This is a genomic window from Peribacillus sp. NPDC097264, assembly GCF_050277925.1.
In the GTDB taxonomy this organism is placed as follows: domain Bacteria; phylum Bacillota; class Bacilli; order Bacillales; family DSM-1321; genus Peribacillus.
The window spans coordinates 115864-141640 of the sequence record NZ_JBNNSR010000007.1; the positions used below are offsets into that span (position 1 = coordinate 115864).

Here is a 25777-nt window from a genome sequence, read left to right on the forward strand (position 1 = left end):
GAATTTCTTTTACAATGAAAATAAGATCAGAATGGAGGATAAACAATGAATAATCATGAAATAGATTACAAATTACACGGGGATGACATGCAGTTTGTCGAGGTCGAATTGGATCCCAAAGAAACGGTGATTGCCGAAGCAGGCAGTTTAATGATGATGGAAGATCAAATCAAAATGGAAACAATCTTTGGCGATGGGTCATCTAGCAGTGATGGAGGGATGATGGGAAAACTTTTTGGTGCCGGTAAAAGGCTGCTTACGGGCGAGAGCTTATTCATGACCACCTTTACCAATGAAAGTCATGAAAAAAGGCATGTTTCTTTCGCCTCCCCTTATCCAGGTAAGATCATCCCTATGGACTTGAGTGAGCTCGGCGGAAAAATCATTTGTCAAAAAGATGCTTTTTTAGCCGCAGCGAAAGGTGTATCGGTTGGAATCGAATTTCAGAGGAAAATTGGGACAGGCTTTTTCGGTGGTGAAGGGTTCATCATGCAAAAACTCGAAGGGGACGGAATGACTTTTGTCCATGCAGGGGGTACGATCCACCAAAAGGAATTGGCGCCAGGTGAGGTACTCCGTGTGGATACCGGCTGTCTAGTCGCCATGACCAGCGGGGTGGATTATAACATCGAATTCGTCAAAGGTGTAAAAACTGCGCTATTCGGCGGAGAAGGTCTTTTCTTTGCGACATTGAAGGGTCCTGGAACCGTCTGGATTCAATCCCTTCCGTTCAGCCGCCTGGCCAGCCGTGTGTTTGCTGCGATGCCACAAAATGGCGGGTCATCCGATGAAGGAAGCATAGCAAAAGGCTTGTTCGGCTTATTCAACGATAAATAATTGATGCAGTCTGTGGCCGGCAGGCTTTTCGGCCACAGATATCATCTAGCAGAAAAGGGTGGAATCGACATGCAGCTTGTTAAATGGTCCTACATGAGACGATACAATATCAAAGCGATTTTTGACCAATACCCCAACTCCCCCGTCATCTTCAGAAAAATAAGAGAGTACTATTTTGTTTACACCATTCAGTGGACACCTGCCGATGAGCCTATTGGCAGAAACGAACTCGAACAAATGGAACGACTGCTTAACCGGGAGCTCGGAACCGAATGGCAATACCTCTACCGTAAAAAATGACCTTCATTCTACTTATCTTGTCAGTGGCTTTCATATTGAATGGTTCTCCGTATCAAGTCGGTTTCTAACAAATCTTTAGTGCATGTTCACCTTTCACCTTGTAGACACATTCTTCCCATCATTTCGAATACTCTAACCCATAATATTTTAGTAGTGTTCATGATTCATGTATGATAGAAGAAAAGCATGGTTTACTCTTGGAGTTTAAGGTGTAAAAACTTTATATTGGAGGAATGTAAACATGGACTTAATAAAAAACATATTTTCCTTAGGCATAGGTGCTGCTGCAGCAACGAAAGAGCAGATTGAGAAAACGGTGGATACCCTGGTAAAAAAAGGCGATATCAGTAAAGAAGAATCAAAGGACCTTATTAAACAGTGGGTAGAAAAAGGAGAACAGGCCCAAAAGCAAATCGATGATTCAGTCAAAGTGAAAGTCAACCAGGCTTTGAATGGCCTCAATTTGGCCACAAGAGAAGAAGTTCAGGCATTAGAGCGCCGGATAGCTGCTTTAGAACAAAAAAACCAATCCATACAACCTTGATCTGGAGGAAAATGAATGTTTGGCAAGCGATTGAAACATGCACATCGGTACCAGGAAATCACGAATGCCTTTTTAAAAAACGGCATGGGTTATTTCATCTATCGATTGGGATTATCTGATGGAAAATCCACATCGAAAGTCGCACCCGAAGAAAACCTGAACCTGCGGTCGATCGGGGAACGGCTACATAAGATATTACAAAGTTTAGGCCCGACTTTCATCAAGCTTGGTCAGATTGCCAGTACCAGACGTGACATTGTACCGGAAGAAATTGTCCGCGAGCTAGAGAAGCTCCAGGATCAGGTCACACCTTTCCCTTTTGAAAAAGCACGCCAGATTGTTGAAGCTGAATTGGGGGATTCCTTGGAAAGCCTTTTTCTTGAATTTCAAGAAACCCCTCTTGCGACCGCTTCAATCGGTCAGGTCCACGTTGCTCGGCTTCACTCACAGGAAGTGGTCGCCATCAAGGTCCAACGACCCGACATTTTGCCCAACGTGGAAACGGATTTGGAAATCCTCGATGATTTGACCAGGCTTATGGAAGCCCGGATACCTTGGGCAAGGCGATATCAAATCAGAAAAATGATTGATGAGTTCGCTAAGTCCCTGCGAGCTGAACTCGATTATAATTCAGAAGGGCGGAACGGAGAAAGGATAGCCAAGCAATTCATCGACAATCAAGGTATCAAGATACCGAAGATTCACTGGGATTATTCAACCAAAAAGGTCCTGACGATGGACTTCATCAAAGGCATCAAGATCAATCATTACAAACAGCTTGATGAAGAAGGATATGATCGCAGGATAATCGCGGATAGATTAGCCAATTCCATTCTTCAGCAGATTTTGATTGATGGTTTTTATCACGGTGACCCTCATCCAGGGAATATCGTCATCTTACCTGGGAATGTAGTGTCTCTGATGGATTTCGGTATGGTCGGCCGTCTTGAGGAAGAGATGAAGTATCAGTTTGCTTCCCTTGTCATCAATCTAAAGCGAGGAAGCACCACTGGATTGATCAATACGCTTTCCAATATGGGACTTCTCACGGACGAAACGGATATGTCTTCGTTACGATATGATATTGATGAATTGCGGAATAAATATTATGACATCCCCTTGAGCCAGATAAGCTTGGGTGGTGCAGTCAATGATCTGTTTTCCGTGGCCAATGAACACAAGGTCATGATTCCACCCGAATTCACGATGCTTGGTAAGGCTTTGCTTACCATGGAAGCCATTGTCGAAGAATTGGACCCGAACTTCAGTATCATGAAAGCCGCTGAACCTTTTGGTGAAAGGCTATTGAAAGAGCGTTTCCATCCTAAGAACCTGGCAAAGAAAACATGGAATCAATTTATTGAATCCGCAGAAGCTATTTCCGAGCTTCCTAAGGATATAAGAGACGTTTCAGATATCATCAAAAAAGGAAAGTTACGGTTGGACATCAACATCCCCGAACTCCAGGTTTTCTTACATAAACTTGATCAAATCTCGAATCGGCTGTCTTTCAGTATAATCCTGTTGGCCTTTAGCATCATCATGGTCGGTCTAATCGTCGGCTCTGCCATTGCCGGCCAAGCAAACATCCTTTGGAATATACCGGCCATCGAAATCGGGTTTGTCGTCGCAACCCTCATGTTCTTATTGATGATCTATACCATCTTTAGATCGGGGAGAATGTAGTTTCATCATGAAAAAAAGAGAAAATCCCTTCTTGGCATTTTCTCTTTTTTTCATGGACATTCACAAATTTGCCTGCCCACTCACTGGTTATGTGTGCGTCGGTCATAAGATACGGCATAGGCGCTATGACGGAAATTCAAGATGGGATCTTCCGAACACTCAATTCCATCCGTCACATTCGTTGGATCAAACCGGATTGCCTCTTTCTGCGAATCCAATTTGCCTGTGATGGATAACTTCCCAACCGAAATGATTTGACTATCTTCCGGCCACACGACGGTAGGATCATCAGTCGGAGCATTTTCCTTACCGATTTGAATGTTTAAAGTAAAGCCGGCTGGTCCTCGTTTCAGCCTTTCCTCCATGTCTCCAGTCAAAAAGTCTGGTGGAAGCTTGGCCAATTCATCTTTTTCCAGCATACTTAACCCGGCATCCGGCTCCCACTGATATTTGATGGCCTGGCGCTTCCCATTTTCATTCACGAAATAATAGGCGTGTATGGAAAAGTATCGTGCCATTGTATAACTGGCAGGTGAACGCATTTCTTTAATCATCTTCAAACCCGCTTTGCTTTCAGGGTATTTCATCGCAATCGTTGTGAGTTCTTTCAAATTCGGGAATCCATCTTTGGCCGATTTGACAAACTCAAGTATCTCAACAAACGCTTCTGGTTTTTTCGCGAAGAACAACGGAATCGTCACGGCAATAAGATCTGTTTCCTCCCCATCAGGCAAATGGAACTTGACAGCCATCCCTTTGACGGGAGAATGGGTATCCGTATGATTGGGGTTCGGGGAACTATTGGAGAATCGGATGGTGGCCTTAACTGCCTGATTCTGAAGATGTGGTGCGTCAGTTAACAATGCGGCTTGTCCATTTGGGGTAAACACACCCTCATAGTAATTTCCCCTTGCGTGAGCTCGACGATTGCCCGGAAACGTACCCACGACTTTTTCAATGGCATCCACCGCCTGATTAGCTAATTCGGGTTTTGCCTTTTCATTTTCCACGTTCATCACCCTTCTTTCCGCTAAAGTTATCTTTTACCAGTACCCTCAATCTCAATCGCCTATTCCATATAAAACGCAGGATAACACATCGTCCTTCTCTTTATTTCCATATACAGATATTTTTAACGTAAAAACGACAAAAACGCCTGAAAGAATCCAAGCGCTGCCGTTTTTCCATTAGGGTGTTATAAAAGGGCTTCAATATCCTGTTCCATATCAAATGGGGCTTCCACCGATTCAAAACGCTTCACGACATTTCCTTCGCGGTCGATAAGGAACTTCGTGAAGTTCCACTTAATTGAATCATCTATCAAAAACTCTGGATGCTCCGCTTGCAATTTTGCATGCAGCATTCTTCCGCCTGGCTTGTCGACAAGACCGGTAAATGGCGCATTCATTGTTAAATAGTGAAATAATGGATGTGCCTGGCTTCCCCTGACATCCACTTTACTGAATAGTGGGAAATTCACGCCGTAATTCAACTGACAAAATGTTTCCACTTCTTGGTTTTGGCCTGGTTCCTGTTCTCCAAACTGGTTACAAGGAAAACCAAGAATGTTCAATCCTTTATCTTTATATCGGTCATAAAGCTTTTGTAAATCCTCGTATTGCGGGGTAAACCCACATTTACTTGCCGTATTGACGACGATAAGGACCTCACCTTTATACTTCTCTAAAGAAACTTCCTGTCCATTGATTCGCTCTGCAGAAAATTCATAAATCCCCACTCTTCATTCCCCCTTATATTTCTATCTAGAATTATACGATAGGAATAGAAGGAACGAAAGAAATAAGCTTAAATACCTATGACTAATTGCTCATAAAAATCTTCACTCAACATATACGGCAGTTCCATAGGCAATGATTTCACAAGCATTCTGCATGATAGCGGATGTTTCAAGGCGCATCGCAACGATGGCATTCGCACCTTTTTCCTTCGCCTCATCCACCATTCTGCCAATGGCCTTTTGCCTAGCTTCCTTCATCATTTCTGTATACTCAGAAATTTCCCCACCGACAATGGTCCGCAAACCCGCCATAATATCTTTCCCGATATGCTTTGATTGGACCGAGTTCCCTTTAACGAGTCCCTTCAGTTCCTTTATTTCTTTACCCGGCACTTCATTAGTAGTCACGATAATCATTGAGCTCATCCTCTTCCCGTTTTCTTATTTTTTTTACGATTAAATAAAAAATTAGCGGAACCGGTGCTTGAATCAAACCAAGAATGCCCCATAACCAATGATTGAAACCATTCTTCTTTGCATCGGTGAATAAATATATGCTTTGGGCCAACAAGATAAGCCCACACACAATCAATACATACATCTGCATTCTATCCATGACTGCTTTCCACCTTCCTTTTTACATAAAACGTATATATGCCGATGAAAATCACGCTCAACACTTGTAATGTGAGAAATACTTCAGGTTGATGAAATAAAGATAGAAACAAGAAGCAGAGAATGAGAGCAGCCGTCACTAGAAACATAAGCACTTCTTTCCGCCATTCCCTTCTGGCTTTTTGACGCTTTCGTTTAATGGTTTGCTCAAAAAAAGATACTTGTGGGACATCGATGGAAATCGTATCGTCAAATTCCTCCAAGCTTTTCTTGATTTGACTAACCGTCTCTTGATCTCTCTTGTCTGAGTGGTTTTGATAAACCGGATGGTTCTTTTTCATCGTTACTGACCAACTCCTTTCTAATCTTCTTTAATCCAATATGGACACGTGACTTCACGGTACCTTCTGGTATCTTGATGATCTTCGCAATCTCTTCGTAAGAAAATCCGTAATAATGCTTCAAGATGATTGGAATTCGCAGATCATCCTCTACATTCCCCAATGCTTCCATTACATCATCCCATGCTTGATTGTTGGCCTGCGTCTCCCATTTGAGCTTTCTGACCGATTGCTCTTGCCTTAACCAGGACTCTTCCCGCTTCTCCTTCCGCTTCTGATCCAAGTAAACCCGAGTCGCAATGGAAATCAGCCATGTGGAAAACTTGGAAGTCCCTTTGTACCTTGAAAGATTCTCGATGGCCTTAGAAAAGGTTTCCTGAGCTACATCTTCTGAAGTTTGTAAATCATAAGTCAATTTAAGCAAGTATTTTAGCAGAAAAGGATACGTGTTTTGAAATAGTGAGCCTAACGCCTGATCATCCCCCTTTTTCGCCGCTTTAATCAGCTCCAGTTCTTCCATCTATCATCACCTGCTCCCTGATCCTTAGCTTGTTACTTATATGACGGTTAAGGAAATGAATTCGTTCACTGACTTGTAAAAAAATTTTTCATTCAGAAAGTCTCTCTACTTCAGAAAGAATTACATGCGTCACCGTCGATGCAAAAGGAATGGCGAGATTAATGAATTCTTCCACTCTTTGAAGGCTTTCACAGCGAATCTTGAGCATGAAACAAGCCTTTCCCGCGATTCGATAGCAAAATTCCACATTTTCTTGACCCAAGATAAACTTTCTGAATCGGTCATATTCCCCATTTTTCACCGTCGCTTCAATCATGCATTCTATCGGAAAGCCCATTTTTTTATAATCAATCTCGGCTCCATAACCCTTGATGATACCAAAAGACTCCATTTGCCGGACACGTTCTGTAACGGCGGGTGCTGACATCTCCACTTTCTTTGCCAATTCCCTCATGGAAACCCTGCTATCATTCTTCAGTACGGCTAAAATGCTGCGGTCTTTATCGTCTAATTTCATATGAATACTATTCTCCTTATTTTCCATTCATCTAGTATTTTTTTGTTCCTATCACTTTTCATATGCGATTAATTTTTCATTTCTTCTAGATTATGATTATCTCAAAGGGGAGATATCGATGCCAAGAATTAAAAGTTCACAATTTGGAACAAGTCCATTTCAGCAATTGTTTCATAACGAAGGAATTGCTCAGAATTGGAATGACCTCTCAGAAACCATTTCGGCTGATGGGGTGCTTACAAAGCAATTGAAGGAAAATGTCAGAAGAGTTCTAGCCTACGGAAATGGCTGTGCGTACTGTCAGGCCAAAGGCATTCCAATGGAACCGGCCGATATAAAAGAAAGCTACGCAATCGCCTTTGCAGAAATATTTTTAGTGCAACGCGAGAAAACAGAAGAACGCTTTTTGGTAGTATTAAAGGAAGTATTCAGCGACGAAGAAATATCAGAATTAATAGCCTTCATTTGTTTTTCCACTGCACAACAATACTTCGGGGCCTTGATGGGATTAAAATAACGTCTGCATTCAGTTACAATTTCTTGGACTTGCAGTTGATTGGTACATGTTATGAATATAGTGTAAGAAGCTAAACACCGCTTCGCTATACATATATAAAAGCAGAGTGAATTCACTCTGCTTTTATACTCATTCTCGTTATACATCAATTAATCTTCTAAATGATCAAAAACCTGATTCAATACATCATCCTGTGACGTTTCGTTAGTCCATATCATTTCATTTTTGATACCTAGATAATCATTCGGCTTCCACCAAGCAAGTAAAGACTCTTCTCCAAACACCATCTTTTTTGAACGAGAGTTGTGACGTTTGACGGTTTCTTCAAAGGATAAATCAAAATAACAAATTAAAACCTTTTCGTTATAGAACCGTATTAAGTGATGTAGCATATCACCATAAAGATCTTTATGTAAGATTCCTTCCAAAATGACATATTCACATTTTCCTTTTCCGTATTCCGTAATTTGACGGATCAAATCAATTGAAAGGTTGCCTTCTCTATCACGAACATTCAACATGTCCCGGCGAACAGTATCCTGAGAAACCAATAGGGTACCTATTCCTAACTGATTTTGAAGGCTCTTTGCTATCGTTGTTTTTCCACTGCCAGAGTTCCCTCGTATGATGATTAGCTTCGATTTCATGGTCTCCCCCCATAACCTTGCGCTCTTTATATAAACCCCGATAGTTAGCAAGACATTTTCTCGGATTGAAGTTGAACCTGTACCGTTTAGAAAAGGTAAATGGAACAAGAAGTTCCTTGTTCCATTCCTTACTTGCTTAATTACTTCGCTTGATCCTTCATCATCACAGTAGCTTCTGGCGCCTTTTCATGGATGAACTTCGGTATAATGGCCATATATAGGAAGCCTACGAAGATCAGACACCCTCCCACTACCCAATATAACGTTTCTACTGCTATGTAGGTGGGGAATCCAACGGCTATCAAGAATAACGTGATTGATTGCGATAACATCACCAAGGGGTTGATCCATCCTTGGACCCTCCCCATCATTTCGGGAGCAACGAGGCTTGGCAGCCACCCGCCAAGGGACACATTAAGTATGGGAAGCGATAGAGCCACGATGGCTAACCCAATCATATATTGCAGGGTTGTTTCGACAAGGCCACTGGCCACCGTGCCCACTCCCGATATCAGCAAGCCTACGACCATCATATGATGAAGCTTCATTTTTTTGGCCAGTACCGAAGCTAAGATGCTTCCCAGCAATACTCCTGTCCCAAAAATGACACCAAAGATGACGGCATACTTTTCATAATCAACAGGTTCAAGTTTGTACTTCAAGATAAAAACCTGCATCACGGAAAATCCACCATTCACAATCCCAAATACTAGAAAACCGCTGATTAACGTGAACAATAGCTTATACTGCCATATATATTGCCAGCCAATTTTAAAATCTGCCCAAACGCCTGTTACACTCAGTTCCTTCAAATTGTAAACTCCATTCGGCTGTCTGACTTCTTTTGAAATCCGACAGGAACGGATCAAGAAACCACTGATTATAAATCCGATCACATCGAAGATAATGGCTCCCTCGATGCCGACTGACCAATAGATAAAAATGCCGATTCCGTTTCCGAAAAGCATGAACAGACTCGATACCATCTGATTTAAACCAGCCGCCATCGTATAATCCTCTTTAGGCAAAATGCCTTGAATCAACGCTGACTCCGCTGGCACAAAGAAATTCCTGACGGCACTTCTCAGAAAAATGACGGCAAACGATACCATGAGAAGATCTATCTCTAACGAAAGCAAGAATAAAACAGACAACCCTGCGCAAATCCAATCACAATACAAAGCAATCTTTTGCCTGTCCAATCTATCAGCAAAAACCCCCACCAGTAAGAAAACAGCAAGGGTAGGCAAAGAATACATTAATTCCGTAACCGTCGCATAAATCGGCTGATTGGTGAAGCGGTCCAGTAAATAAAACATAAATGCAGTCATGCCGATGGTCCCGCCCATTTGTGATGTTACGTTCGCTAAAAATAATTTCGTATAATTTTGATTGTTAAAAAGTTTTATGATCTCTTTCTATCCCCCTTCATCCGACTTTCTGGTTAATTTTACCCAAAAATTCCAATTCAAGAAAGAGAAATCAATGAATTATTTTTCAAATGTGCCTTTCACCATCGCTTTGCCCTCACTGACCATAATCTGACCCATTGCGATGACGGTATCTATTTCAAAGGTCTCTTTTTTCAAAATCAGTATATCTGCGTCCCTTTCCGTTTCCACCCGTCCTTTATTAGTTAACTTCAAAATATTCGCGGGATTTTCCGTGACCACACGGATGGAATCCTCTATCGAAACTCCATCATCGATAATCGCATCGACAACCGATTCATACAGCGACATGCAGGTCCCCATACTCAGTCCGGATATATTTCCGTTGCCATCAAATTCCGGAAGGCTAGCCTGTCCATCTGATGTAAGCGTGATGTTGCGGATATCAACACCTTCGTCGAGGGCTCTCCTTATTGCCGTGCTTGCTTTTACTTCCCCTTCATCCAGGAATTTTTGAATGGTACTTGTCGTGAAATCGATGTACCCGCCTTTTTTGGCAAATTGTATCCCGGCCTCAAACAAATGCGGGTTCCGGTTCATATGTGTAGGGTAGAACTGTGTAATCGGAATTTCCGTCGTCCTGACGACTTCCTCGATTACCAGTACATGATCCAGGCTATCCCCGACATGTATATTAACGATACCGGCTTTCCCGGACAAAAGTCCTCCATTCCTGGCCCGCGACGCAAGTTTTGCAAGCTCTGCCACGGTTGGCTGTGAAGAACGGTGATCGGCAATGGCAATTTCACCAACTCCAATGATTTTATCCACTAAGATTAAATCATCTTCAATCTTGTCCATTAGGGTCTTCACCGGGACTTGGTACGAACCTGTTTGAACGAAGCAACTAATCCCTTCTTCTTCTAGGGCCCTCGCTTTAGCAAGCAAGTCCGGCATCGTCCTTGTCGTTCCATCCGTGCCAATGACCCCGACTAATGTCGTGATACCGGCTAGCGTCGCATCGGTCAACTGAATTTCGGGCGTTCTTGTTTTGAATCCCCCTTCACCGCCGCCACCGATGATATGAACATGTGCATCGATAAAACCTGGTACAATGATTCGACCGTTCGCGTCAATCACTTGCATTTCAACGAAATTGGCAGGGATGTCGATTTTATCCTCAATGAAGCCAATTTGTTTTCCGACCAACAAAACGTCTTTCTTACCTATGTATTCCGGCGTATAAACCTCACCATTCTTTATCAGTGTCAGCATAGGGCCAAACTCCCTCCAAGTTTAAATATTCTAATAGGTTTCAAAACGATATACGCGGGTAAATATACACCATAACCCAATTACATGAATTCAAAAGAACTTAACTTAGTTTTTCTATCTTATAAGTATTACGGCACAAACATTTAATTATATAAAAATTAAAGGAGTAAACAACCATGAACAAAGTAATTTCTGCTGATATTAAAACAAATACACGATTATCCATGCGTCAAATCATGAACTTATACCAAGTGACAAAAGAATTCAAAGGAAACATCTACTTTATCTGCAATCATAAAATGGTCGATGCCACAAAACTTTCAACATTTGTATCATTCGTTCTCATTCTACAAGAGTGTGTGGATATGAAAGTGATCCTAGAAGGACAAAATGTACATGCAATGCTGGAAAAGGTTCAGGCCATTTGTAAAGAAAATGATGAAAAAATAGGATTTCACTCCAACCAAACCGTTGGGATTTAATATACGAAAAAAAAATTACATATAAATGAGGTGTATAGATATGAGAACCATTTTAATGATTATCGGGGCTATCGTCGTAATCGGTTTAGTTGTAAATTTCATCTTTTAATGAGGGAAAAAAAGCTGTCAATAATGACAGCTTTTTTTCATTTACTGGGAATATGGATATATCCCCAATCATCACCAAGGAAAATCCCATGTTTTCCACTTACCAAGCCCCTCCTTGATTTCATTCCCCTTATCAATCCAATATTGCTTCCTTTCCTCTTCTTCTTCCTTTTCCTGCTGTTCCGCTATCAATGGTCCGATGTCTTCTGCATGAAATGATTCAGCCGTTTCGTTCTGTAAGGCCTGAGCCATGATTTTTTGAAAGATGAGTGTACTTCCCTGGCTGCTGTTAGTGGTTAAATAATGTTCTTTATCCGTTTTATCGTAGCCAGCCCATACAGCTCCTACTAAAGAAGGGGTGTATCCCACGAACCATTGATCCTTCACACCTGATATGCCTTCGATCGGGACCTGTGTGGATCCTGTCTTTCCTGCGATTTCATAGCCAGAGACCGCGGCATTTTTAGCCGTTCCATAGTTAACTGTCCCAAGAAGCATCGCATTCATCTTATCGACGACATCCTTCGAAGCCACCTTTGTCTTCTTTTCCTTCCAGGCTGCTATTTCTTTCCCATCCGTGTCTTCTATTTTTATAATGGCATGCGCTTCGTTTCGCTTTCCTTCATTTGCAAACGCCGCATAAGCTCCTGCCATTTGGAGTGGGGACACCCCTTTATCCATCCCGCCTAAGGCTATCGATAGATTTCGGTCATTTTTTTTGTCATAAGGAATCCCAAACCGTTTGAGTGCATCCAGCCCCTTGTCGATTCCAATTTCATTCAGGAGCCAAACGGTTGGCACATTCAAGGAATTCATCACGGCTTCATACATTGGGACCTCCCCTTTATAAGTGCCGCTCAAATTCGATGGTTCATAATTCCCGAACTCCATCTTCTCGTCTTTTAAAGAGTCGGTCATTTCATATCCTTCTTCAATTGCCGGTGTATAAACAGCGAGCGGTTTAATCGACGAACCAGGAGATCTTTTCAGTTGCGTCGCCCGATTATATCCCATGAATTGATGCTCGCCCCTCCCCCCAACAAGTGCCTTAATGCCGCCTGTTTTAGGATGAAGAAGGACCGTCCCACTTTGCACCAATATGTCATTGCTTGTCCCAGAAGGGAAATTGGCATCCTGGCTATAGACTGATTCGGCAGCCTGCTGCATCGGTTGATCTAATGTGGTATATATTCTATAGCCCCTAGTGAGTAATTGCTGGAGCTCCAATCCATACATGGTGGAGGCTTCAGATAGGACATGGTCTATATAATAAGGATACTTCCCTTTTAAAGGATCTGTATCTTCACCTAACTGTAGTGATACTTCATCCTTTTTGGCAGAAGCCGCTTCCTCTTCGGTCAAATATCCGTGTTCGGTCATTCTAGACAGTACCAAATCCCGTCGTTTAACCGCCCCTTCTGGATTTTTGTACGGGTCAAGCTTGGAAGGCAAGTTAATGACCCCAGCAAGCAAAGCCCCTTCGGCGACGGTTAACTCAGAAACATCTTTTGAAAAATATATGTTCGCTGCCTTTTTGAGTCCCCATGCTCCATGTCCAAAATAAACTTGATTCACATACATTTCCAAAATTTCATCCTTTGTATACGTACGTTCCAATTCTTGAGCGATGAAAAACTCTTCTATCTTTCTTTTCAAGGTCCGATCTGATTCAAGCATGGTGATTTTTACAAGTTGTTGGGTAAGTGTGCTCCCGCCTTCAACAACGCTTTTCGCCTTGACATTTTTCACCATCGCACGCATGATCGCTTGATAATCTATGCCATGATGTTCATAAAAACGGTGATCCTCAATGGATACGACCGCTTGAATGAGATGTTCCGGGATCTCCTCTATCGCGACGCCTTCCGATTTATTAGCCGTGATGGTACTGGCTAAGTTCCCATCCTCGTCATAAATCTTGGTCGGCTGCTGAAGTTGATCCTGGAGATTGCTTATATCCACAGTTTGTTTAAAATATATGAACAAACCAGCTCCCACTACGACAATGATTGATATAATTATAAGACCTATTTTCAATAACGCTCTCATTTGTACCCCCATTTTCCCAGATGCGACATGCTCCATTAAAAATATTTTGCCCTTTTTATGAAAGAAAACTCTTGCAATGGCTAAAAGGGAAAACAAATTCCACAACATTTTGCCCATTATCCTTTTCCATAAAAATGCCTACAATATTTCTCCCTTTCATGCCTAGTCTTTTCTTTTTCCATACCCTTTACCCACATTTATAAATCAATATACACCTGAAAAAGGCATGAAACCAATAAAAACGGGTATATAACCTATAATGACAAATTATGGGGAGAGATGATCTTAGATGAAACAATTAAAACGTATCGTCGCCGCTTATGATGGAAATGAAGAGAGCAACCGCGCAGTGGAATATGGAGCTTCATTAAAAAAGGCCTTTCCGGAAGCTGAATTGACCATTGTTCAAGTTCTGAATCCAAAAGGTGAAAGCCGCATCATCGAGAGTGCATCCGCTCCTGGGTTCGTACCGGCAGCAGGATTTTATGTCGACCCTTCACAAACGCATCCCGTAACAGAAGTAGAACAACAAAGTCAAATGCACATGAACGATACTCCCACCGTTCATGAAAACAATGTGAGGATGGCTGAAAGCAATATGATGAGATTGCTCAGTGAATGCCAGGTTAATGGAAATATCGAGATTTTAGAGGGAAATGCCACCGATAGTATATGTGACTATGCAAAGCGGGCGAATGCCGATTTAATCATCGTCGGCAACAGTGCAAAAAGCGGCCTGGAAAAGTTCTTCCTCGGAAGCACCAGCAGTTCCATAGCCAAGCAGGCACCTTGCTCGGTATTTATTGCAAAATAATGGAGAAAAGGGCCGGCTCATAATCGAGCCGGCCCTTTTTATAGGTCTGTCCTTAGATGGCTTTCTTCAACAAGACATTCGAAGCAGCCGAATAAAGCACCATTACCACGATTGCTGATAAAATAAAACTAAACAGCATATATGTCCCATTGTAAATCAAGGAATAGAGGACGACTGGTTGCCCGTTTGGCGCATATTCCCCAAAGAAAACGATACCTGCTGTAAAATGGCAAAGAAACCTCAGGAAGCTCCCCACAAACATGCCACAAACCGCATATATATCCCCTCTTAACCGTTTTCCCCCTTTACGGTTATTCACGAATTTATTCATGAACAAACCGGATAATCCCACGGCGGTAAAAGCAAGGAAATATTCGATAAATCCTTGAAGCGGCGTTGCCAGAAATGCCAAACCAGTGGCAATCTGCAAAAGCCCCAATAGTAAACCGGTGGCCATTCCGCCCTTGATTCCCCAACGATAGGCCATTAAGAATATCGGCACCATGGCAATGGAAATCGATCCCCCCTGTGGCCATATCCTTGCAAAAACAAAACCGGAGACTATATCCAGCAGTAATGCCAATGCAGAAAAAATCGCGACCTCTGTCATGAATAATGTTTTATGTTTCATCATCTCTCACCCTTCTCCACGTGCAAAAGTGCCCATGAGTCCCGTGTCGCTTTTTCGGCATGCAAAAAAGCAACACCAGGGCGGTAATGGATGCCCAGTATTGCTATCCAAAACCACATCCCTACGCTAGTACTAACTAACAGGTTCATAGGGTCTGAACTCAAACGTTCACTCTCAGCCATCTTGGCTCCCCTTGTGGAAGTATTTAATTTTTGTTCCTCGGTTAGAATATACTACTAGTTTCTCTAATTGACAAGTAAATAACACGATTATATCCACGAGCGTTTTTCCCTATTACTGGTTATATTTTTTCATCCAGCCAACTTCTTTACATGGCCTCAATACACATGCCATATGCCAAGTTAGATGGATAAAGACGACAATTTTTCTATAGACTCACTAGGGTTCAATTTGATATCTTTATAAAGGTTATTTTGCACGAGGGGGAAAAGACATGGATAAACATTCAATTTCTGCTGAAAAGGGCGCCTATATCAGTATAGCCGCATACATATTCTTGTCGGCCCTCAAATTAACGTTTGGTTACTTTGGAGACTCGAAAGGACTTTGGGCAGATGGTTTAAACAACACGACCGATATCATTGCCTCTGTCGCTGTATTAATAGGCTTAAAAATATCAAAGCGACCACCTGATAATAATCATTCATACGGTCATCTGAGAGCTGAAACCGTAGCGTCTCTGGTTGCCGCCTTCATTATGATCACCGTCGGATTACAGGTCATATACAGCGCCATCGAATCATTCTTTTCGCAGGATGCGACAGTTGTACCGAATATGTTCACAGCTTATGTCGCTTTATTCTCCGCCATCTTCATGTACGGGGTTTATCGTTACAACTTGGCTTTAAGCAAAAAAATAAACAGCGCCTCCATCCATGCTGTCGCACAGGACAACCGTTCTGATGCTCTTGTCAGTATCGGTGCTTTCGTAGGTATTATCGGTACCACAATCGGCATAGACTGGTTGGATGCGGTTGCGGCTTTAGTGGTAGGTCTGATGATCTGCAAAACGGCTTGGGATATTTTCCACGACGCTTCACTTTCCTTGACCGACGGTTTCGATGAACAGCATCTTCAACAAATAGGTCAAACCATCCTGTTGACGGATGGGGTGAAAGACATGAGTGAAATTAAAGCACGGATGCATGGGAATGAAATTCTGGTTGAAACAACCGTGCATGTCAATCCGCTCTTGACCGTCATCCAAAGTCATGACATTACAGTGAAAGTTGAAGAAAACTTATTAAAGGAACATGACATCAAACATGTCATTGTCCATATCGAACCCTATACATTTCAAAAAAAAGGTACCCGTCAATAATGAACGGTGCCTTTTTTATATGTGTAAACCCCCTATTAATACAATGTTTACCTAATATAAACAAAGCCTTTCCCCTTTTACCGATCATTTACCGCATGAATGAGTATTTAAAGAACGCTTTCAATCTGTTATTATTAAAACCATATATTACATTTTGGAATTATATTCTAATTCATTCATAATTAAGTAAGATAAATTCATTTTCCTACACATGGAGGGCAAAATGGTATTGAATCGAGAAATGACTCTTCACTTCCTATCTTCTCATAAAACTACTATCCTTACCGAATGGAAAGAGCGATTAAAGCATTTATCAGATGGCTATATAGAATATTTTGAAGAAGAAATAGAAAAAATTCTAAATTCACTGATGAAACAACTGAAAAATACAGATACTAACATAGATGATATGCTGAAGGATTTAGGGGAAAAGATTTCAGCCGGCCGGGTTAAACAGCATTTGAATATGGATATGTTCTTTTCCATAACCTCTACCGGAAGATCAATCATCATTGATCAATTTCTCTCTTACGAAGCCATCAAAGGAGAACTATCTGCGGTTATCCACCAAATAAATGCGTACTTCGATAAACTCATTTATTTCGCTTTATCCAGTTATACCGATTTAAAGACGAAGCAGGTTGCGGAGCAATATCAGCTGATCAATCCAAATCATAAAGACCGTTTGACCCTTTTAGGCCAGATGACATCAAGTTTTGTCCATGAGTTCCGGAATCCCCTTACTTCCATCATGGGTTTCATTCAATTATTACAAGCCGAACAGCCAGAGATTAAGTATCTGGACATCATTTCAAAGGAATTGGATCAGCTTAATTATCGGATTACACAATTTCTTAACCTTTCAAAGAGGGAAACGGATACTACACAAATTGAAATATTTCCAATCGCCCCCCTGGTAGATGAAGTGATTGAATTCCTATACCCTAGCATCTTGGAAGTAAATGCTTCCGTCTCCTGTAATATTGAGGGCGAAGCCCAGTTGGCCGGCTCCAAGGAGGAATTCAGGCAAGTGTTACTCAATATCATATTGAATGCCCTGGATGTAGTTACGGAAACGCCAAATCCATCCATAGACATTTCCGGTTCGGTAGCATCAGGTTTCCTAACCTTGAATATTTCTAATAACGGTCCAAAGATACCTTCCGAGGTGCTTCCTAGCATCTTTGAACCCTTCATCACAACGAAAAAAAGGGGCACAGGGTTGGGACTATTCGTTTGCAAGGAAATCATCCTCAAGCATCAAGGGACCTTGACTTGTCATTCAACGGACTTCTTAACTACATTCTCCATACGCGTAAAAACAAAATCATAAGTAAAAGTCACCAAATCACGGGGAAGTAGTGTGTAATTTTTGACTGATTCCCTGATAGTTCCTTATACTATAATTAGGTGACTTGTATAATCGTGATGAATAAATCTACAGATTCGTAAAGAAAAGCTCGAAGACATTCATTTCAAGATCATTCCATCTACTTTTTTTACAGTCATTATACATTTTATTCATTTTTGTTTTTGGGAGGTGACTGGGATAATTCACCCGTTTGGTGCAAGTAAACGGTTCAATTACATCCCTCACTATTGGACATATTTAGTTTAGCCTTAGTCATTATCTTAATCGCTTTAACCGCCTTTTTTGTTGCTTCCGAGTTTTCAATCATTAGGGTACGAAGCTCGCGAATCGACCAATTGATAGAAGAAGGAAACAGGAAAGCCTTAGCTGCAAAAAAGGTGACATCAGATCTCGATGAGTACCTATCGGCAACGCAGCTCGGCATTACCGTGACCGCCCTTGGACTTGGGTGGCTTGGGCAACCGACAATCTATAAATTGATAGAACCTTTATTCGAGCTATTACATATTCCGAACAAAGTGGCAGGTATTTTGTCCTTTATCATTGCATTTTCCCTAATGACCTTCTTGAATGTCGTCGTAGGTGAACTCGCACCTAAAACGGTTGCCATACAAAAAGCGGAAGAGGTTGCCTTGGCCATCGCCAAACCTCTGATCCTTTTCCATAAGATCGCGTTTCCGTTCATCTGGTTATTGAATCATTCCTCTCGGTTTGTCGTTGGATTATTCGGCTTCAAATCCGCTTCGGAAAGCGAGCTTGCTCATACGGAGGAAGAATTGCGTTTCATCCTTTCGGACAGCTATAAAAGCGGGGAAATCAATCAATCTGAATTCAAATATGTAAGCAATATATTTGATTTTGATGACCGGGTAGCCAAGGAAATCATGGTTCCAAGAACAGAAATCCTTACCATTTCCAAAGATGAAACCGTACAAGGTTTCGTCGATGTTGCCAAAACGGAAAAATACACGCGTTACCCCGTTGTCGAAGGTGATAAGGATCATGTGATTGGCTTGGTCAATCTGAAAGAAGTTTTTTCTGACCTAATTAAGGACCGGGATATCCAGTCCAAAACCATTGAACAATATACCCGCCCGATCATTCGGGTCATGGAGAATATACCCATTCACACATTACTGCTAAAAATGCAAAAAGAGCGGATTCACATGGCCATCTTGATGGATGAATATGGTGGTACTTCCGGTCTCGTCACCGTTGAAGATATCCTTGAGGAAATCGTCGGGGAAATTCGTGATGAATTCGATATCGATGAAGTTCCTTCCATTCGTAAGATCAAGGATGGACACTATATCTTGGATTCCAAACTTCTAGTAAAAGACGTGAATGACTTACTTGGCATTCACCTGGATGAAGAGGATGTAGATACAATCGGTGGCTGGATCTTAACGGAAAATTATGATGTACTAGTTGGCGACATCATGGAAAAAGATGGTTTCTGTTTCAAAGTCATTGAGATGGATGAACACGCCATCCGTTTTATTGAAGTGACAAAAAAAGTAGAACAGCTGACACTTGAAGAGAACCTTCCACAAGATTAAGAATAAGAAAAATGGCCCTAGTATTCTTACCGGGGCCATTTTTTTATATTCTTTTATCAGACCCAACCTTTTTGACCGTCACGATTGGCGGCGGGCTCTTTTTCTTCCAAATGATATACAACATAATCAAGACGAATGAAAAACCTGCTACAGGAATCAAATAAGGTGCAGTGATTTCTCTAATTTGTTGCCAATTCTCCCCCAAAATCCGACCCAATGACAAGAACAATATCGTCCAAGGGATGACGGCTGCCACTGTATAAAAAGTGAATGTCCAGGCGGACATCCGGGCAATCCCAGCTGGTATGGAAATGGCATGTCGTACGACAGGAATGAAGCGAGCTGTGAACACCACCCCCACCCCATACCGTTGGAACCATTCTTCGGCCATTATCATATGAGCTTCTTTAATGAATATATATTTTCCATACTTTAAAAGGAATGTCCGTCCTCCATAATAACCAGCCCAATAAAGGAATAATTGGGCAATCGTACCTCCCATCACCCCTGCGATAACGGCACCCAAAAAGTTCATCTTACCCATTCCGATCAAATAGCCACCGTATCCAAGTACGAGCTCACTGGGGATGATTTCCACCATCAACCCCAATAAAATACCGATATATCCCATCTCCGCAAACCAATTCAGTATCTTCATAATCAGCTCTGACATCATGTAATGACTCCCTTTTCCGCTAATTTTGACTTGGTTGTCCTTCTATCCTATTGCGGAAAAATCCGTTCTATTCATTTTCCTGAAAAAAGGAACAGTCAGATTGGGATATGATTTTAGATAACAAAAAAAAGACCAGCTTGTCTTTCCCGGTCTCCTTGTGATTAATAATCTTTTATTTCCTGTTTTTGTACATCGTTTGAAAAAGCAGTTGCGAACTCTAAGGTGAGTAAGGATGAATCAGTGTGAGAAATATTCGTGAAAATCTCCTGACGTGATTTCGTTTTTTGAATATGGACCCCGAGATTTTTGTACTTGTTGATTATTTCATTTTTCATGCTTACCCTCCCTTCCTGCTGTATTCGTTATCCTTTACGTTCCCATTAAAAGTAAGGCTAAAACCTATCTGGATAAATACTCGCCAAAAAGGGTAGATATTCTCATCAATTAACCTGTATCGTTTGTAACTGATGTTCATGCACTTCTTCTTTTTCCACATGCACCTGAATCTTATAAGTTCCCGCCTCGTCAAAGGACACTTTATTTAGATAAGTCCCTTTTCCCTCTTCTTTCGCCTTGGTGAAAGAACTTTCTTCACTGCCTTCTTTCCACACCTCAAAATTTACATCTGCATCAGTCAAAGGCTTCCCATCCAAATGCACATTGGCTTCAAAGGTGGAACTGTTCCCCGCCGTCACAGGATTGTTATGAAACTCGATCAAGACATTCGACCTTGGGTGTACCGAGGTGTTTTCACTTTCATTATCAGTAATGACCACTTCTTTTTCCGGCATCACATGTTGATTTTTAGCTGTTACATGGGCAATTACATGATACTTCCCTTGTTCCTTGAAGGTGTGCATCACTTGATATGTCCCGCTTCCCGTATTCTTTGCATCTAACATTTCCCGTTTATCCTGTCCGGATTTCCTCACTTCAAAAAGAACCTCACCAGCTTCATTTACAAGTTGGCTTCCTTCCTTCACTGTGGTTTCAAGGATGACCTCTTTTCCGGAAACCAATGTCCCTTTAACGGATATAGTAGCCTCCATGGTTTCAGGTATGGCATTGCTCACTTCTTTATCTTCTGGCTTTTCGGTTTCCTGACATCCTGCTAACGCAAACAATAATATGGCTGACAAATAAAATTTCTTCATCGAAAACTTCCTTCTTTTTCATAATTAACCGATAAGACGGTCGTTTTATACACCATCCTTCCCATATAACTGAAATATATACATTCTATTAAGTTGCGGTCCGCATCACGGTTACCGAAGTCAGCATCGCCACAGCAATGATGGTCAAAAATGAATAGAAAAACACAGTCAGGTCCACCACGCTCAAGCCCACAATGAGGACACATCCATCTATGAAGAAAATTAACATGCCTGCATTAAGCCCGCTTTTCCTGGAAATGATCTGTGCAAGCATGTCGGTCCCGCCTGTTGATGTACCATACCGGAGCATGAGCCCGATTCCCAGCCCGATTAATCCCCCTCCGATTATGGCACTTATATAGATGGGAAGATTCCAATCGATGACAGCCTCGGAAAAAATATCGATACATAACGAAGAGAAAAGTAGGCCATGCAAACTGTTGAGGAATAGTTTTTTTTCGTAATACCAAGCATATATATATAGGGGAACACTGCTCAGAATAACGCCTAACCCAGTTGGAAGCCCTAGAAAATAATGAATGATTAGACCAATCCCAATCATGCCACCATCCAACAAGTGATAAGGGATGAGAAAAAAATTAATTCCTACGCCCACAAGCAAACTTCCGGCCATTATGGCTGCCATCTTTTCGATGATCATCATGACTTCCACATCCTTTTTAATGGATAATCTTGTCCCAATCCTATATCCTATGTACAGAGAAGCTAAAAATTAATAAAAGGCCTTTTTTATTTTTTATAGGCATAGACCTTTAATCTTCTGAATATTCCATTATATAATGGTTATAGGAAAGGAATTGGTCAAAAACCGTCAAATAGTGAAACAAATGAACCTTTTACAAGCCATTTCCACCATTTTGCGAGTATTAGGCAATTTGACTGGATGACTAACTCTTTCTATAATGAAAGTATTTAAATCAATTAAACTGAGGTGATTGGATGGGACATTAAAGAACGTTCGTTGTGACGGACGGACGCTGCTTTGCCTGGCGAAAAAGTGCACGGTATTAAATAATCTTGCTTGCATTTTCCTTGCAAAATTCTTCTATTTCCCGTCTACGTATCGCTAATACACATATACTAGTACTCTATTCATTTAAAAACGGAGTGTAAACTTGCAGCCTTCATGCACGACTCCAGTACGTTTTAGCTATTTAGCACGACAAAAAAAATATACTTGTATATTTTAAAAATGTAGGAGGTGGACTCCTTATTCGTCTCATAGGCGATGTAAGGGAGACTTTTTGGACATAATAAACTTGGTACTTATTGCCATTTTAATTGCTTTAACAGCATTTTTTGTAGCTTCGGAGTTTGCGATTGTTAAAGTGAGGAGCACGAAGATCGATCAATTAATTGAAGAAGGTAAGCCGAATGCCCTAGCAGCAAAGAAGGTCACATCCAATCTCGACGAATACCTGTCAACATGCCAACTGGGAATTACAGTTACGGCATTAGGACTTGGGTGGCTGGGAGAACCGACAGTTGAAAGTATTTTGGGCCCGCTTCTCACTCAATTAAATATCCCTGAATCTGCTTCACATATCCTTTCAATCGCGATTGCCTTTTCTTTGATCACCTTCATTCATGTGGTGGTGGGAGAACTGGCACCAAAGACGATGGCCATTCAAAAAGCAGAGCAAGTAACATTATTCATTGCCAAACCGCTAATTGGATTTAACAAAGTCATGTATCCTTTCATCTGGGTACTTAATGGCTCTGCAAGAGTGCTAACAAAAATGTTTGGATTAAAAGCAGTTTCTGAGCATGACTTGGCTCATACGGAAGAAGAGCTTCGCATCATTGTTTCAGAAAGCTATAAAAGCGGCGAAATTAACCAATCTGAGTTTAAATATGTGAATAAAATTTTTGAATTCGATGATCGCATAGCAAAGGAAATCATGGTTCCTCGTACCGAAATCGCCACGATTTCCAAAGATGATACCATACAGCAGTTTTTTTCCATCATGGCTGAAGAAAACTTCACTCGATACCCAGTTATCGATGGCGATAAAGACCATATCATCGGACTGGTCAATATCAAGGAACTTTTCACGGAAATGATAGACAAGAAAAATCAGGCAACATCTACGATCAATCGTTATGTTCGCCCGATCATTCGTGTCATCGATAGCATCCCCATCCACGATTTACTATTAAAGATGCAAAAAGAACGTGTACACATGGCAATCCTCATGGATGAATATGGCGGCACATCGGGATTAGTCACCGTTGAAGATATCCTGGAAGAGATTGTCGGTGATATCCGGGATGAGTTCGACTTAGATGAAGTCCCTGACGTTCGTAAAGTGAAGGAAAATCATTATATTATCGATGCAAAGGTATTGGTCAGTGAAATAAATGATTTACTTGGCATCGATATCAACGATGAAGATATCGATACGATGGGTGGCTGGATTCTTACCGAGAACTACGAAGCCAAACAAGGCGATATTCTGAATTATGGACCTTACCATTTTAAAATAAAAGAAATGGAAGACCACCATATCAGCTATATCGAGATTTATAAACCTGCAAAAGCAGTAAGCGAAGTAAAGGAATTTCCTTTAATGTCGCAGACTGAAATCGTTTCTTAATGGAAAACCCCGCCCTAGTTTATTAGGACGGGGTTTTTTCTACCCTACATCATGGCATCTTCCATGATTTCACTTTCATTATGGTACATGAGACAAAAAACTTTCATATTATAGTAAGAAATCCCTCTCTATTTATAGTGATTGAGGTATAGTTCTACCTTTCTTGTTTCATACTGTTAAAGAAACATCATCATAATTAAGGAGTGAAGACTGATGAAAGTTATAACCATTTGCCAGCAATGCAAAGGGAAAGGCAAAACTCGCTATCTACAGTTCTTTTCACGGAACTGCAATCATTGTAAAGGAAAAGGTAAAACGGTTAAAGATATGTCCAATTCAGTAAACTCCATTAAGAATTTCTAACAATGGCTCATATTTTAAAATGATGAAGCTTGATGACACCAGCCCTCTTCAATGTATTATAAACGATGAGAATAGCCGGCCCTAGAAAAAGTCCGATTACCCCCAGCACTTTAAATCCTAAATAAAGACTGACAAGCGACGCTAGCGGGGTTAAACCCATATTTGCTGAATAGATTTTTGGCTCAATAGTCCTCCTGACAACGGTTATGACCAGGAACAAGATGATTAGACCAATGCCAAGGTGATGATTTCCTTGCGTCCATACAATGACAGCCCAAGGAACGAGCACTGACCCTGTTCCCAATATCGGGAGAATATCGACGATGACGATTAAAAGAGCCAAGATCAAGGTGTATTTCACATCTAGGATCCATAGTCCCGCATAGGCCATCAAGAACGTGAATAAACTCAATACAATCTGCGCCCTAAAGAACCCGACAGCCGCCATACTAAGATCTTGATAAACCATGGTGATTTTTTGGTAGGTTGACTCCCTTAAAAAAGAAACTAGCTTTCTCTTCAACATCGGTAGCTCAAGACTGATTAAGAACAAAGCAATTAAATAGATTAAGAAATCTATAAAAAAGGCGGGTACGAGCGTAACAAGCTGAACCATGTCCTGGACAAAGTCCTTCGTAAACCCTTCAAGAGCCATGACCCCTTTTTCCATCGTAAGTTCGATTGACTGAATGAGATTAGGCGGCAACGTTTGGGAATATTGCTCCCATTGCCTGATGACCGGCAAAATTGCCGTGAGATAAATTTCTCGAATTAAAATCGGTAGCTTTTCAGAATGGACGATGATCCGTTTGATAAGAACGGAAAGCGAGAAATAAATCAAGCCGATAAAGCCACCTACATAGATAATGAAGGAAACCAACACGCCCCAAAGGCGATGTACGTTTAACATTTTGCTTATAAAGTTCACTAATCCATCCAATATGATGGCGGTTACTAGAGCAAAAATCAGCGCCCACGAGTAAGGAATCAAGAATATAATCCCTAAAAGGATAGCCGCCTTCCAAAACCAGCGAAAAAACATAGCGAAATTCAATTACTACACCCCCTTGCCCTTTCCTATTTCTCCTATATTTATGAAAGAATCTCCCATATATTTCGGTTATACGTTTTATTTTCTCATTTCAAGGGAAAAGATAAGGAAAGAGATGGAGGGATCGATTATGGATAACTTAAAAAAAGATAAAACTCTGCAGGAACGTAATGATAAATCCAAGGCTTTCAAAGAAAATCAAGAGAAACAACTAGAACGTGACCAGCTTGTCATGCCCATCGACGATTTGCCACTAGAAGACATTAAATACGAAAAAGAAGAAGAACGAAATAAAGAAGAAACCAAACACCGCTCCGCAAGCGAAAGAATTTAACGACAAAAAACCAGCTTCCATGCTGGTTTTTTTAGTTGATATTTTTGTAAGGGGCAAATTGGAAAAAGATAGTTCCCCATGATTTGCAAGACGCCACTTAAAATTTCTGTATGTTTGTCGTATAATACAAAGGGTCATTCTCTTTTTGGCACTTGTCTATGTTCAACTACTCACAAAGTACGACAAATGATACCCCTTACATGTCTTGAAGATAAAATCGGTTATGAGTAAAATGAATCATATGAATCTTTCTTTATCTTAGACTTTTTCAATTTATAAATTATAATGAAGTGGCC

29 protein-coding genes and 1 riboswitch are annotated in these 25777 nt (G+C 41.2%); of the genes, 12 read left to right on the forward strand and 17 right to left on the reverse strand.

The genetic code is table 11. The annotated features are described in order from the left end of the window. The first annotated feature begins 45 nt into the window (after positions 1–45). The 4 genes from ACQKL0_RS12790 (at position 46) to ACQKL0_RS12805 (ending at position 3367) form a co-directional block, all read left to right on the forward strand. The gene (locus ACQKL0_RS12790; RefSeq protein ID WP_402867653.1) at positions 46–837 is read left to right on the forward strand and encodes a TIGR00266 family protein; all 792 of its coding nucleotides are present in this window, start codon (positions 46–48) and stop codon (positions 835–837) included. Between the two features lie 69 nt (positions 838–906). Further along, positions 907–1137 carry a hypothetical protein gene (locus ACQKL0_RS12795; protein ID WP_427687951.1) on the forward strand — a complete coding sequence of 77 codons (231 nt, stop codon included), beginning with the start codon at positions 907–909 and terminating at the stop codon, positions 1135–1137. Between the two features lie 241 nt (positions 1138–1378). Further along, positions 1379–1681 (forward strand): phasin family protein, encoded by a 303-nt coding sequence (locus tag ACQKL0_RS12800; protein WP_402955593.1) that lies wholly within the window; start codon positions 1379–1381, stop codon positions 1679–1681. A 15-nt stretch (positions 1682–1696) separates the two neighbouring features. Beyond that, positions 1697–3367, forward strand: a complete 1671-nt coding sequence (locus ACQKL0_RS12805) for an ABC1 kinase family protein (protein WP_402955590.1) — start codon at positions 1697–1699, stop codon at positions 3365–3367. An 80-nt stretch (positions 3368–3447) separates the two neighbouring features. On the opposite strand, the gene ACQKL0_RS12810 is transcribed toward ACQKL0_RS12805, so the two are convergent. From ACQKL0_RS12810 to ACQKL0_RS12840, 7 genes are all read right to left on the reverse strand, one after another. After that, positions 3448–4377, reverse strand: a complete 930-nt coding sequence (locus tag ACQKL0_RS12810; protein WP_427687953.1) for a catalase family peroxidase — start codon at positions 4375–4377, stop codon at positions 3448–3450. Between the two features lie 185 nt (positions 4378–4562). Continuing rightward, positions 4563–5105, reverse strand: a complete 543-nt coding sequence (locus ACQKL0_RS12815; protein WP_402955584.1) for a glutathione peroxidase — start codon at positions 5103–5105, stop codon at positions 4563–4565. A gap of 102 nt (positions 5106–5207) precedes the next feature. Continuing rightward, positions 5208–5522, reverse strand: a complete 315-nt coding sequence (locus ACQKL0_RS12820; protein WP_402867647.1) for a YbjQ family protein — start codon at positions 5520–5522, stop codon at positions 5208–5210. Continuing rightward, the gene (locus ACQKL0_RS12825; protein ID WP_427687955.1) at positions 5503–5721 is read right to left on the reverse strand and encodes a sigma-Y antisigma factor component; all 219 of its coding nucleotides are present in this window, start codon (positions 5719–5721) and stop codon (positions 5503–5505) included. The genes ACQKL0_RS12820 and ACQKL0_RS12825 overlap by 20 nt, the downstream gene beginning before the upstream one ends. After that, positions 5714–6061: a YxlC family protein gene (locus ACQKL0_RS12830; RefSeq protein WP_427687957.1), complete on the reverse strand. Its 348-nt coding sequence runs from the start codon at positions 6059–6061 to the stop codon at positions 5714–5716. The genes ACQKL0_RS12825 and ACQKL0_RS12830 overlap by 8 nt, the downstream gene beginning before the upstream one ends. Next, positions 6000–6581 (reverse strand): RNA polymerase sigma factor SigY, encoded by a 582-nt coding sequence (gene sigY, locus ACQKL0_RS12835; RefSeq protein WP_427687958.1) that lies wholly within the window; start codon positions 6579–6581, stop codon positions 6000–6002. Before sigY ends, ACQKL0_RS12830 begins: the two co-directional genes overlap by 62 nt. Positions 6582–6669: 88 nt before the next feature. Further along, entirely contained in the window at positions 6670–7098 is a 429-nt protein-coding gene (locus ACQKL0_RS12840; RefSeq protein ID WP_402955571.1) for an Lrp/AsnC family transcriptional regulator, read from the reverse strand. Positions 7099–7216: 118 nt separating this feature from the next. Between ACQKL0_RS12840 and ACQKL0_RS12845 the strand changes: the two genes are divergently transcribed. After that, entirely contained in the window at positions 7217–7615 is a 399-nt protein-coding gene (locus tag ACQKL0_RS12845) for a carboxymuconolactone decarboxylase family protein (protein ID WP_427687960.1), read from the forward strand. Positions 7616–7764: 149 nt separating this feature from the next. Here the strand turns inward: ACQKL0_RS12845 and ACQKL0_RS12850 are convergent, their stop codons facing one another. From ACQKL0_RS12850 to iadA, 3 genes are all read right to left on the reverse strand, one after another. Continuing rightward, on the reverse strand, positions 7765–8262 hold the full coding sequence (locus ACQKL0_RS12850) for a kinase (RefSeq protein ID WP_402867641.1): 498 nt from the start codon (positions 8260–8262) through the stop codon (positions 7765–7767). Between the two features lie 140 nt (positions 8263–8402). After that, entirely contained in the window at positions 8403–9674 is a 1272-nt protein-coding gene (locus ACQKL0_RS12855; RefSeq protein ID WP_427688115.1) for an MFS transporter, read from the reverse strand. A gap of 78 nt (positions 9675–9752) precedes the next feature. Continuing rightward, positions 9753–10928 (reverse strand): beta-aspartyl-peptidase, encoded by a 1176-nt coding sequence (gene iadA / locus ACQKL0_RS12860; protein WP_427687962.1) that lies wholly within the window; start codon positions 10926–10928, stop codon positions 9753–9755. 176 nt (positions 10929–11104) lie between these two features. Between iadA and ACQKL0_RS12865 the strand changes: the two genes are divergently transcribed. Then, the gene (locus ACQKL0_RS12865) at positions 11105–11410 is read left to right on the forward strand and encodes a hypothetical protein (protein WP_402867639.1); all 306 of its coding nucleotides are present in this window, start codon (positions 11105–11107) and stop codon (positions 11408–11410) included. 180 nt (positions 11411–11590) lie between these two features. On the opposite strand, the gene ACQKL0_RS12870 is transcribed toward ACQKL0_RS12865, so the two are convergent. After that, positions 11591–13567 (reverse strand): transglycosylase domain-containing protein, encoded by a 1977-nt coding sequence (locus ACQKL0_RS12870; RefSeq protein ID WP_427687964.1) that lies wholly within the window; start codon positions 13565–13567, stop codon positions 11591–11593. Positions 13568–13856: 289 nt separating this feature from the next. Between ACQKL0_RS12870 and ACQKL0_RS12875 the strand changes: the two genes are divergently transcribed. Then, a complete protein-coding gene (locus ACQKL0_RS12875) occupies positions 13857–14381 on the forward strand; it encodes a universal stress protein (RefSeq protein ID WP_402867637.1) in 525 nt (174 codons plus the stop codon). A 52-nt stretch (positions 14382–14433) separates the two neighbouring features. On the opposite strand, the gene thiT is transcribed toward ACQKL0_RS12875, so the two are convergent. Next, positions 14434–15015, reverse strand: a complete 582-nt coding sequence (gene thiT, locus ACQKL0_RS12880) for an energy-coupled thiamine transporter ThiT (RefSeq protein WP_403123486.1) — start codon at positions 15013–15015, stop codon at positions 14434–14436. 98 nt (positions 15016–15113) lie between these two features. Further along, positions 15114–15216: riboswitch (TPP riboswitch) on the reverse strand. Between the two features lie 250 nt (positions 15217–15466). On the opposite strand from thiT, the gene ACQKL0_RS12885 reads away from it, so the two are divergent. The 3 genes from ACQKL0_RS12885 (at position 15467) to ACQKL0_RS12895 (ending at position 19285) form a co-directional block, all read left to right on the forward strand. Continuing rightward, positions 15467–16354, forward strand: a complete 888-nt coding sequence (locus ACQKL0_RS12885; protein ID WP_402867635.1) for a cation diffusion facilitator family transporter — start codon at positions 15467–15469, stop codon at positions 16352–16354. Positions 16355–16577: 223 nt separating this feature from the next. Then, positions 16578–17687 (forward strand): histidine kinase N-terminal domain-containing protein, encoded by a 1110-nt coding sequence (locus ACQKL0_RS12890; RefSeq protein ID WP_402867634.1) that lies wholly within the window; start codon positions 16578–16580, stop codon positions 17685–17687. Between the two features lie 266 nt (positions 17688–17953). Continuing rightward, positions 17954–19285: a hemolysin family protein gene (locus ACQKL0_RS12895; protein ID WP_402955541.1), complete on the forward strand. Its 1332-nt coding sequence runs from the start codon at positions 17954–17956 to the stop codon at positions 19283–19285. 43 nt (positions 19286–19328) lie between these two features. On the opposite strand, the gene ACQKL0_RS12900 is transcribed toward ACQKL0_RS12895, so the two are convergent. The 4 genes from ACQKL0_RS12900 to ACQKL0_RS12915 form a co-directional block, all read right to left on the reverse strand. Continuing rightward, on the reverse strand, positions 19329–19958 hold the full coding sequence (locus tag ACQKL0_RS12900) for a DedA family protein (protein WP_402955538.1): 630 nt from the start codon (positions 19956–19958) through the stop codon (positions 19329–19331). A 164-nt stretch (positions 19959–20122) separates the two neighbouring features. Further along, complete coding sequence (locus tag ACQKL0_RS12905; RefSeq protein WP_427687966.1) at positions 20123–20296, reverse strand: Lmo0850 family protein; 174 nt, start codon at positions 20294–20296, stop codon at positions 20123–20125. A 105-nt stretch (positions 20297–20401) separates the two neighbouring features. Further along, complete coding sequence (locus ACQKL0_RS12910) at positions 20402–21115, reverse strand: FixH family protein (RefSeq protein ID WP_427651175.1); 714 nt, start codon at positions 21113–21115, stop codon at positions 20402–20404. A gap of 88 nt (positions 21116–21203) precedes the next feature. After that, a complete protein-coding gene (locus ACQKL0_RS12915) occupies positions 21204–21779 on the reverse strand; it encodes a YitT family protein (protein ID WP_427687968.1) in 576 nt (191 codons plus the stop codon). A 601-nt stretch (positions 21780–22380) separates the two neighbouring features. On the opposite strand from ACQKL0_RS12915, the gene ACQKL0_RS12920 reads away from it, so the two are divergent. Then, a complete protein-coding gene (locus tag ACQKL0_RS12920; RefSeq protein ID WP_402867628.1) occupies positions 22381–23733 on the forward strand; it encodes a hemolysin family protein in 1353 nt (450 codons plus the stop codon). Positions 23734–24103: 370 nt separating this feature from the next. On the opposite strand, the gene ytvI is transcribed toward ACQKL0_RS12920, so the two are convergent. Further along, on the reverse strand, positions 24104–25150 hold the full coding sequence (gene ytvI / locus ACQKL0_RS12925) for a sporulation integral membrane protein YtvI (protein WP_402990271.1): 1047 nt from the start codon (positions 25148–25150) through the stop codon (positions 24104–24106). A 127-nt stretch (positions 25151–25277) separates the two neighbouring features. Here ytvI and ACQKL0_RS12930 point away from each other — a divergent pair, with 127 nt between their 5' ends. Then, positions 25278–25481, forward strand: a complete 204-nt coding sequence (locus ACQKL0_RS12930) for a hypothetical protein (RefSeq protein ID WP_402867626.1) — start codon at positions 25278–25280, stop codon at positions 25479–25481. Positions 25482–25777 lie beyond the last annotated feature (296 nt).

Coding starts and splice junctions, on each gene's coding strand:
- ACQKL0_RS12790 (WP_402867653.1), top strand. CDS start 46: ATGAATAATCATGAAATAGATTACAAATTACACGGGGATGACATGCAG.
- ACQKL0_RS12795 (WP_427687951.1), top strand. CDS start 907: ATGCAGCTTGTTAAATGGTCCTACATGAGACGATACAATATCAAAGCG.
- ACQKL0_RS12800 (WP_402955593.1), top strand. CDS start 1,379: ATGGACTTAATAAAAAACATATTTTCCTTAGGCATAGGTGCTGCTGCA.
- ACQKL0_RS12805 (WP_402955590.1), top strand. CDS start 1,697: ATGTTTGGCAAGCGATTGAAACATGCACATCGGTACCAGGAAATCACG.
- ACQKL0_RS12820 (WP_402867647.1), bottom strand. CDS start 5,522: ATGATTATCGTGACTACTAATGAAGTGCCGGGTAAAGAAATAAAGGAA.
- ACQKL0_RS12825 (WP_427687955.1), bottom strand. CDS start 5,721: ATGGATAGAATGCAGATGTATGTATTGATTGTGTGTGGGCTTATCTTG.
- ACQKL0_RS12830 (WP_427687957.1), bottom strand. CDS start 6,061: ATGAAAAAGAACCATCCGGTTTATCAAAACCACTCAGACAAGAGAGAT.
- sigY (WP_427687958.1), bottom strand. CDS start 6,581: ATGGAAGAACTGGAGCTGATTAAAGCGGCGAAAAAGGGGGATGATCAG.
- ACQKL0_RS12840 (WP_402955571.1), bottom strand. CDS start 7,098: ATGAAATTAGACGATAAAGACCGCAGCATTTTAGCCGTACTGAAGAAT.
- ACQKL0_RS12845 (WP_427687960.1), top strand. CDS start 7,217: ATGCCAAGAATTAAAAGTTCACAATTTGGAACAAGTCCATTTCAGCAA.
- ACQKL0_RS12850 (WP_402867641.1), bottom strand. CDS start 8,262: ATGAAATCGAAGCTAATCATCATACGAGGGAACTCTGGCAGTGGAAAA.
- iadA (WP_427687962.1), bottom strand. CDS start 10,928: ATGCTGACACTGATAAAGAATGGTGAGGTTTATACGCCGGAATACATA.
- ACQKL0_RS12865 (WP_402867639.1), top strand. CDS start 11,105: ATGAACAAAGTAATTTCTGCTGATATTAAAACAAATACACGATTATCC.
- ACQKL0_RS12870 (WP_427687964.1), bottom strand. CDS start 13,567: ATGAGAGCGTTATTGAAAATAGGTCTTATAATTATATCAATCATTGTC.
- ACQKL0_RS12875 (WP_402867637.1), top strand. CDS start 13,857: ATGAAACAATTAAAACGTATCGTCGCCGCTTATGATGGAAATGAAGAG.
- thiT (WP_403123486.1), bottom strand. CDS start 15,015: ATGATGAAACATAAAACATTATTCATGACAGAGGTCGCGATTTTTTCT.
- ACQKL0_RS12885 (WP_402867635.1), top strand. CDS start 15,467: ATGGATAAACATTCAATTTCTGCTGAAAAGGGCGCCTATATCAGTATA.
- ACQKL0_RS12890 (WP_402867634.1), top strand. CDS start 16,578: ATGGTATTGAATCGAGAAATGACTCTTCACTTCCTATCTTCTCATAAA.
- ACQKL0_RS12900 (WP_402955538.1), bottom strand. CDS start 19,958: ATGTCAGAGCTGATTATGAAGATACTGAATTGGTTTGCGGAGATGGGA.
- ACQKL0_RS12905 (WP_427687966.1), bottom strand. CDS start 20,296: ATGAAAAATGAAATAATCAACAAGTACAAAAATCTCGGGGTCCATATT.
- ACQKL0_RS12910 (WP_427651175.1), bottom strand. CDS start 21,115: ATGAAGAAATTTTATTTGTCAGCCATATTATTGTTTGCGTTAGCAGGA.
- ACQKL0_RS12915 (WP_427687968.1), bottom strand. CDS start 21,779: ATGATGATCATCGAAAAGATGGCAGCCATAATGGCCGGAAGTTTGCTT.
- ACQKL0_RS12930 (WP_402867626.1), top strand. CDS start 25,278: ATGGATAACTTAAAAAAAGATAAAACTCTGCAGGAACGTAATGATAAA.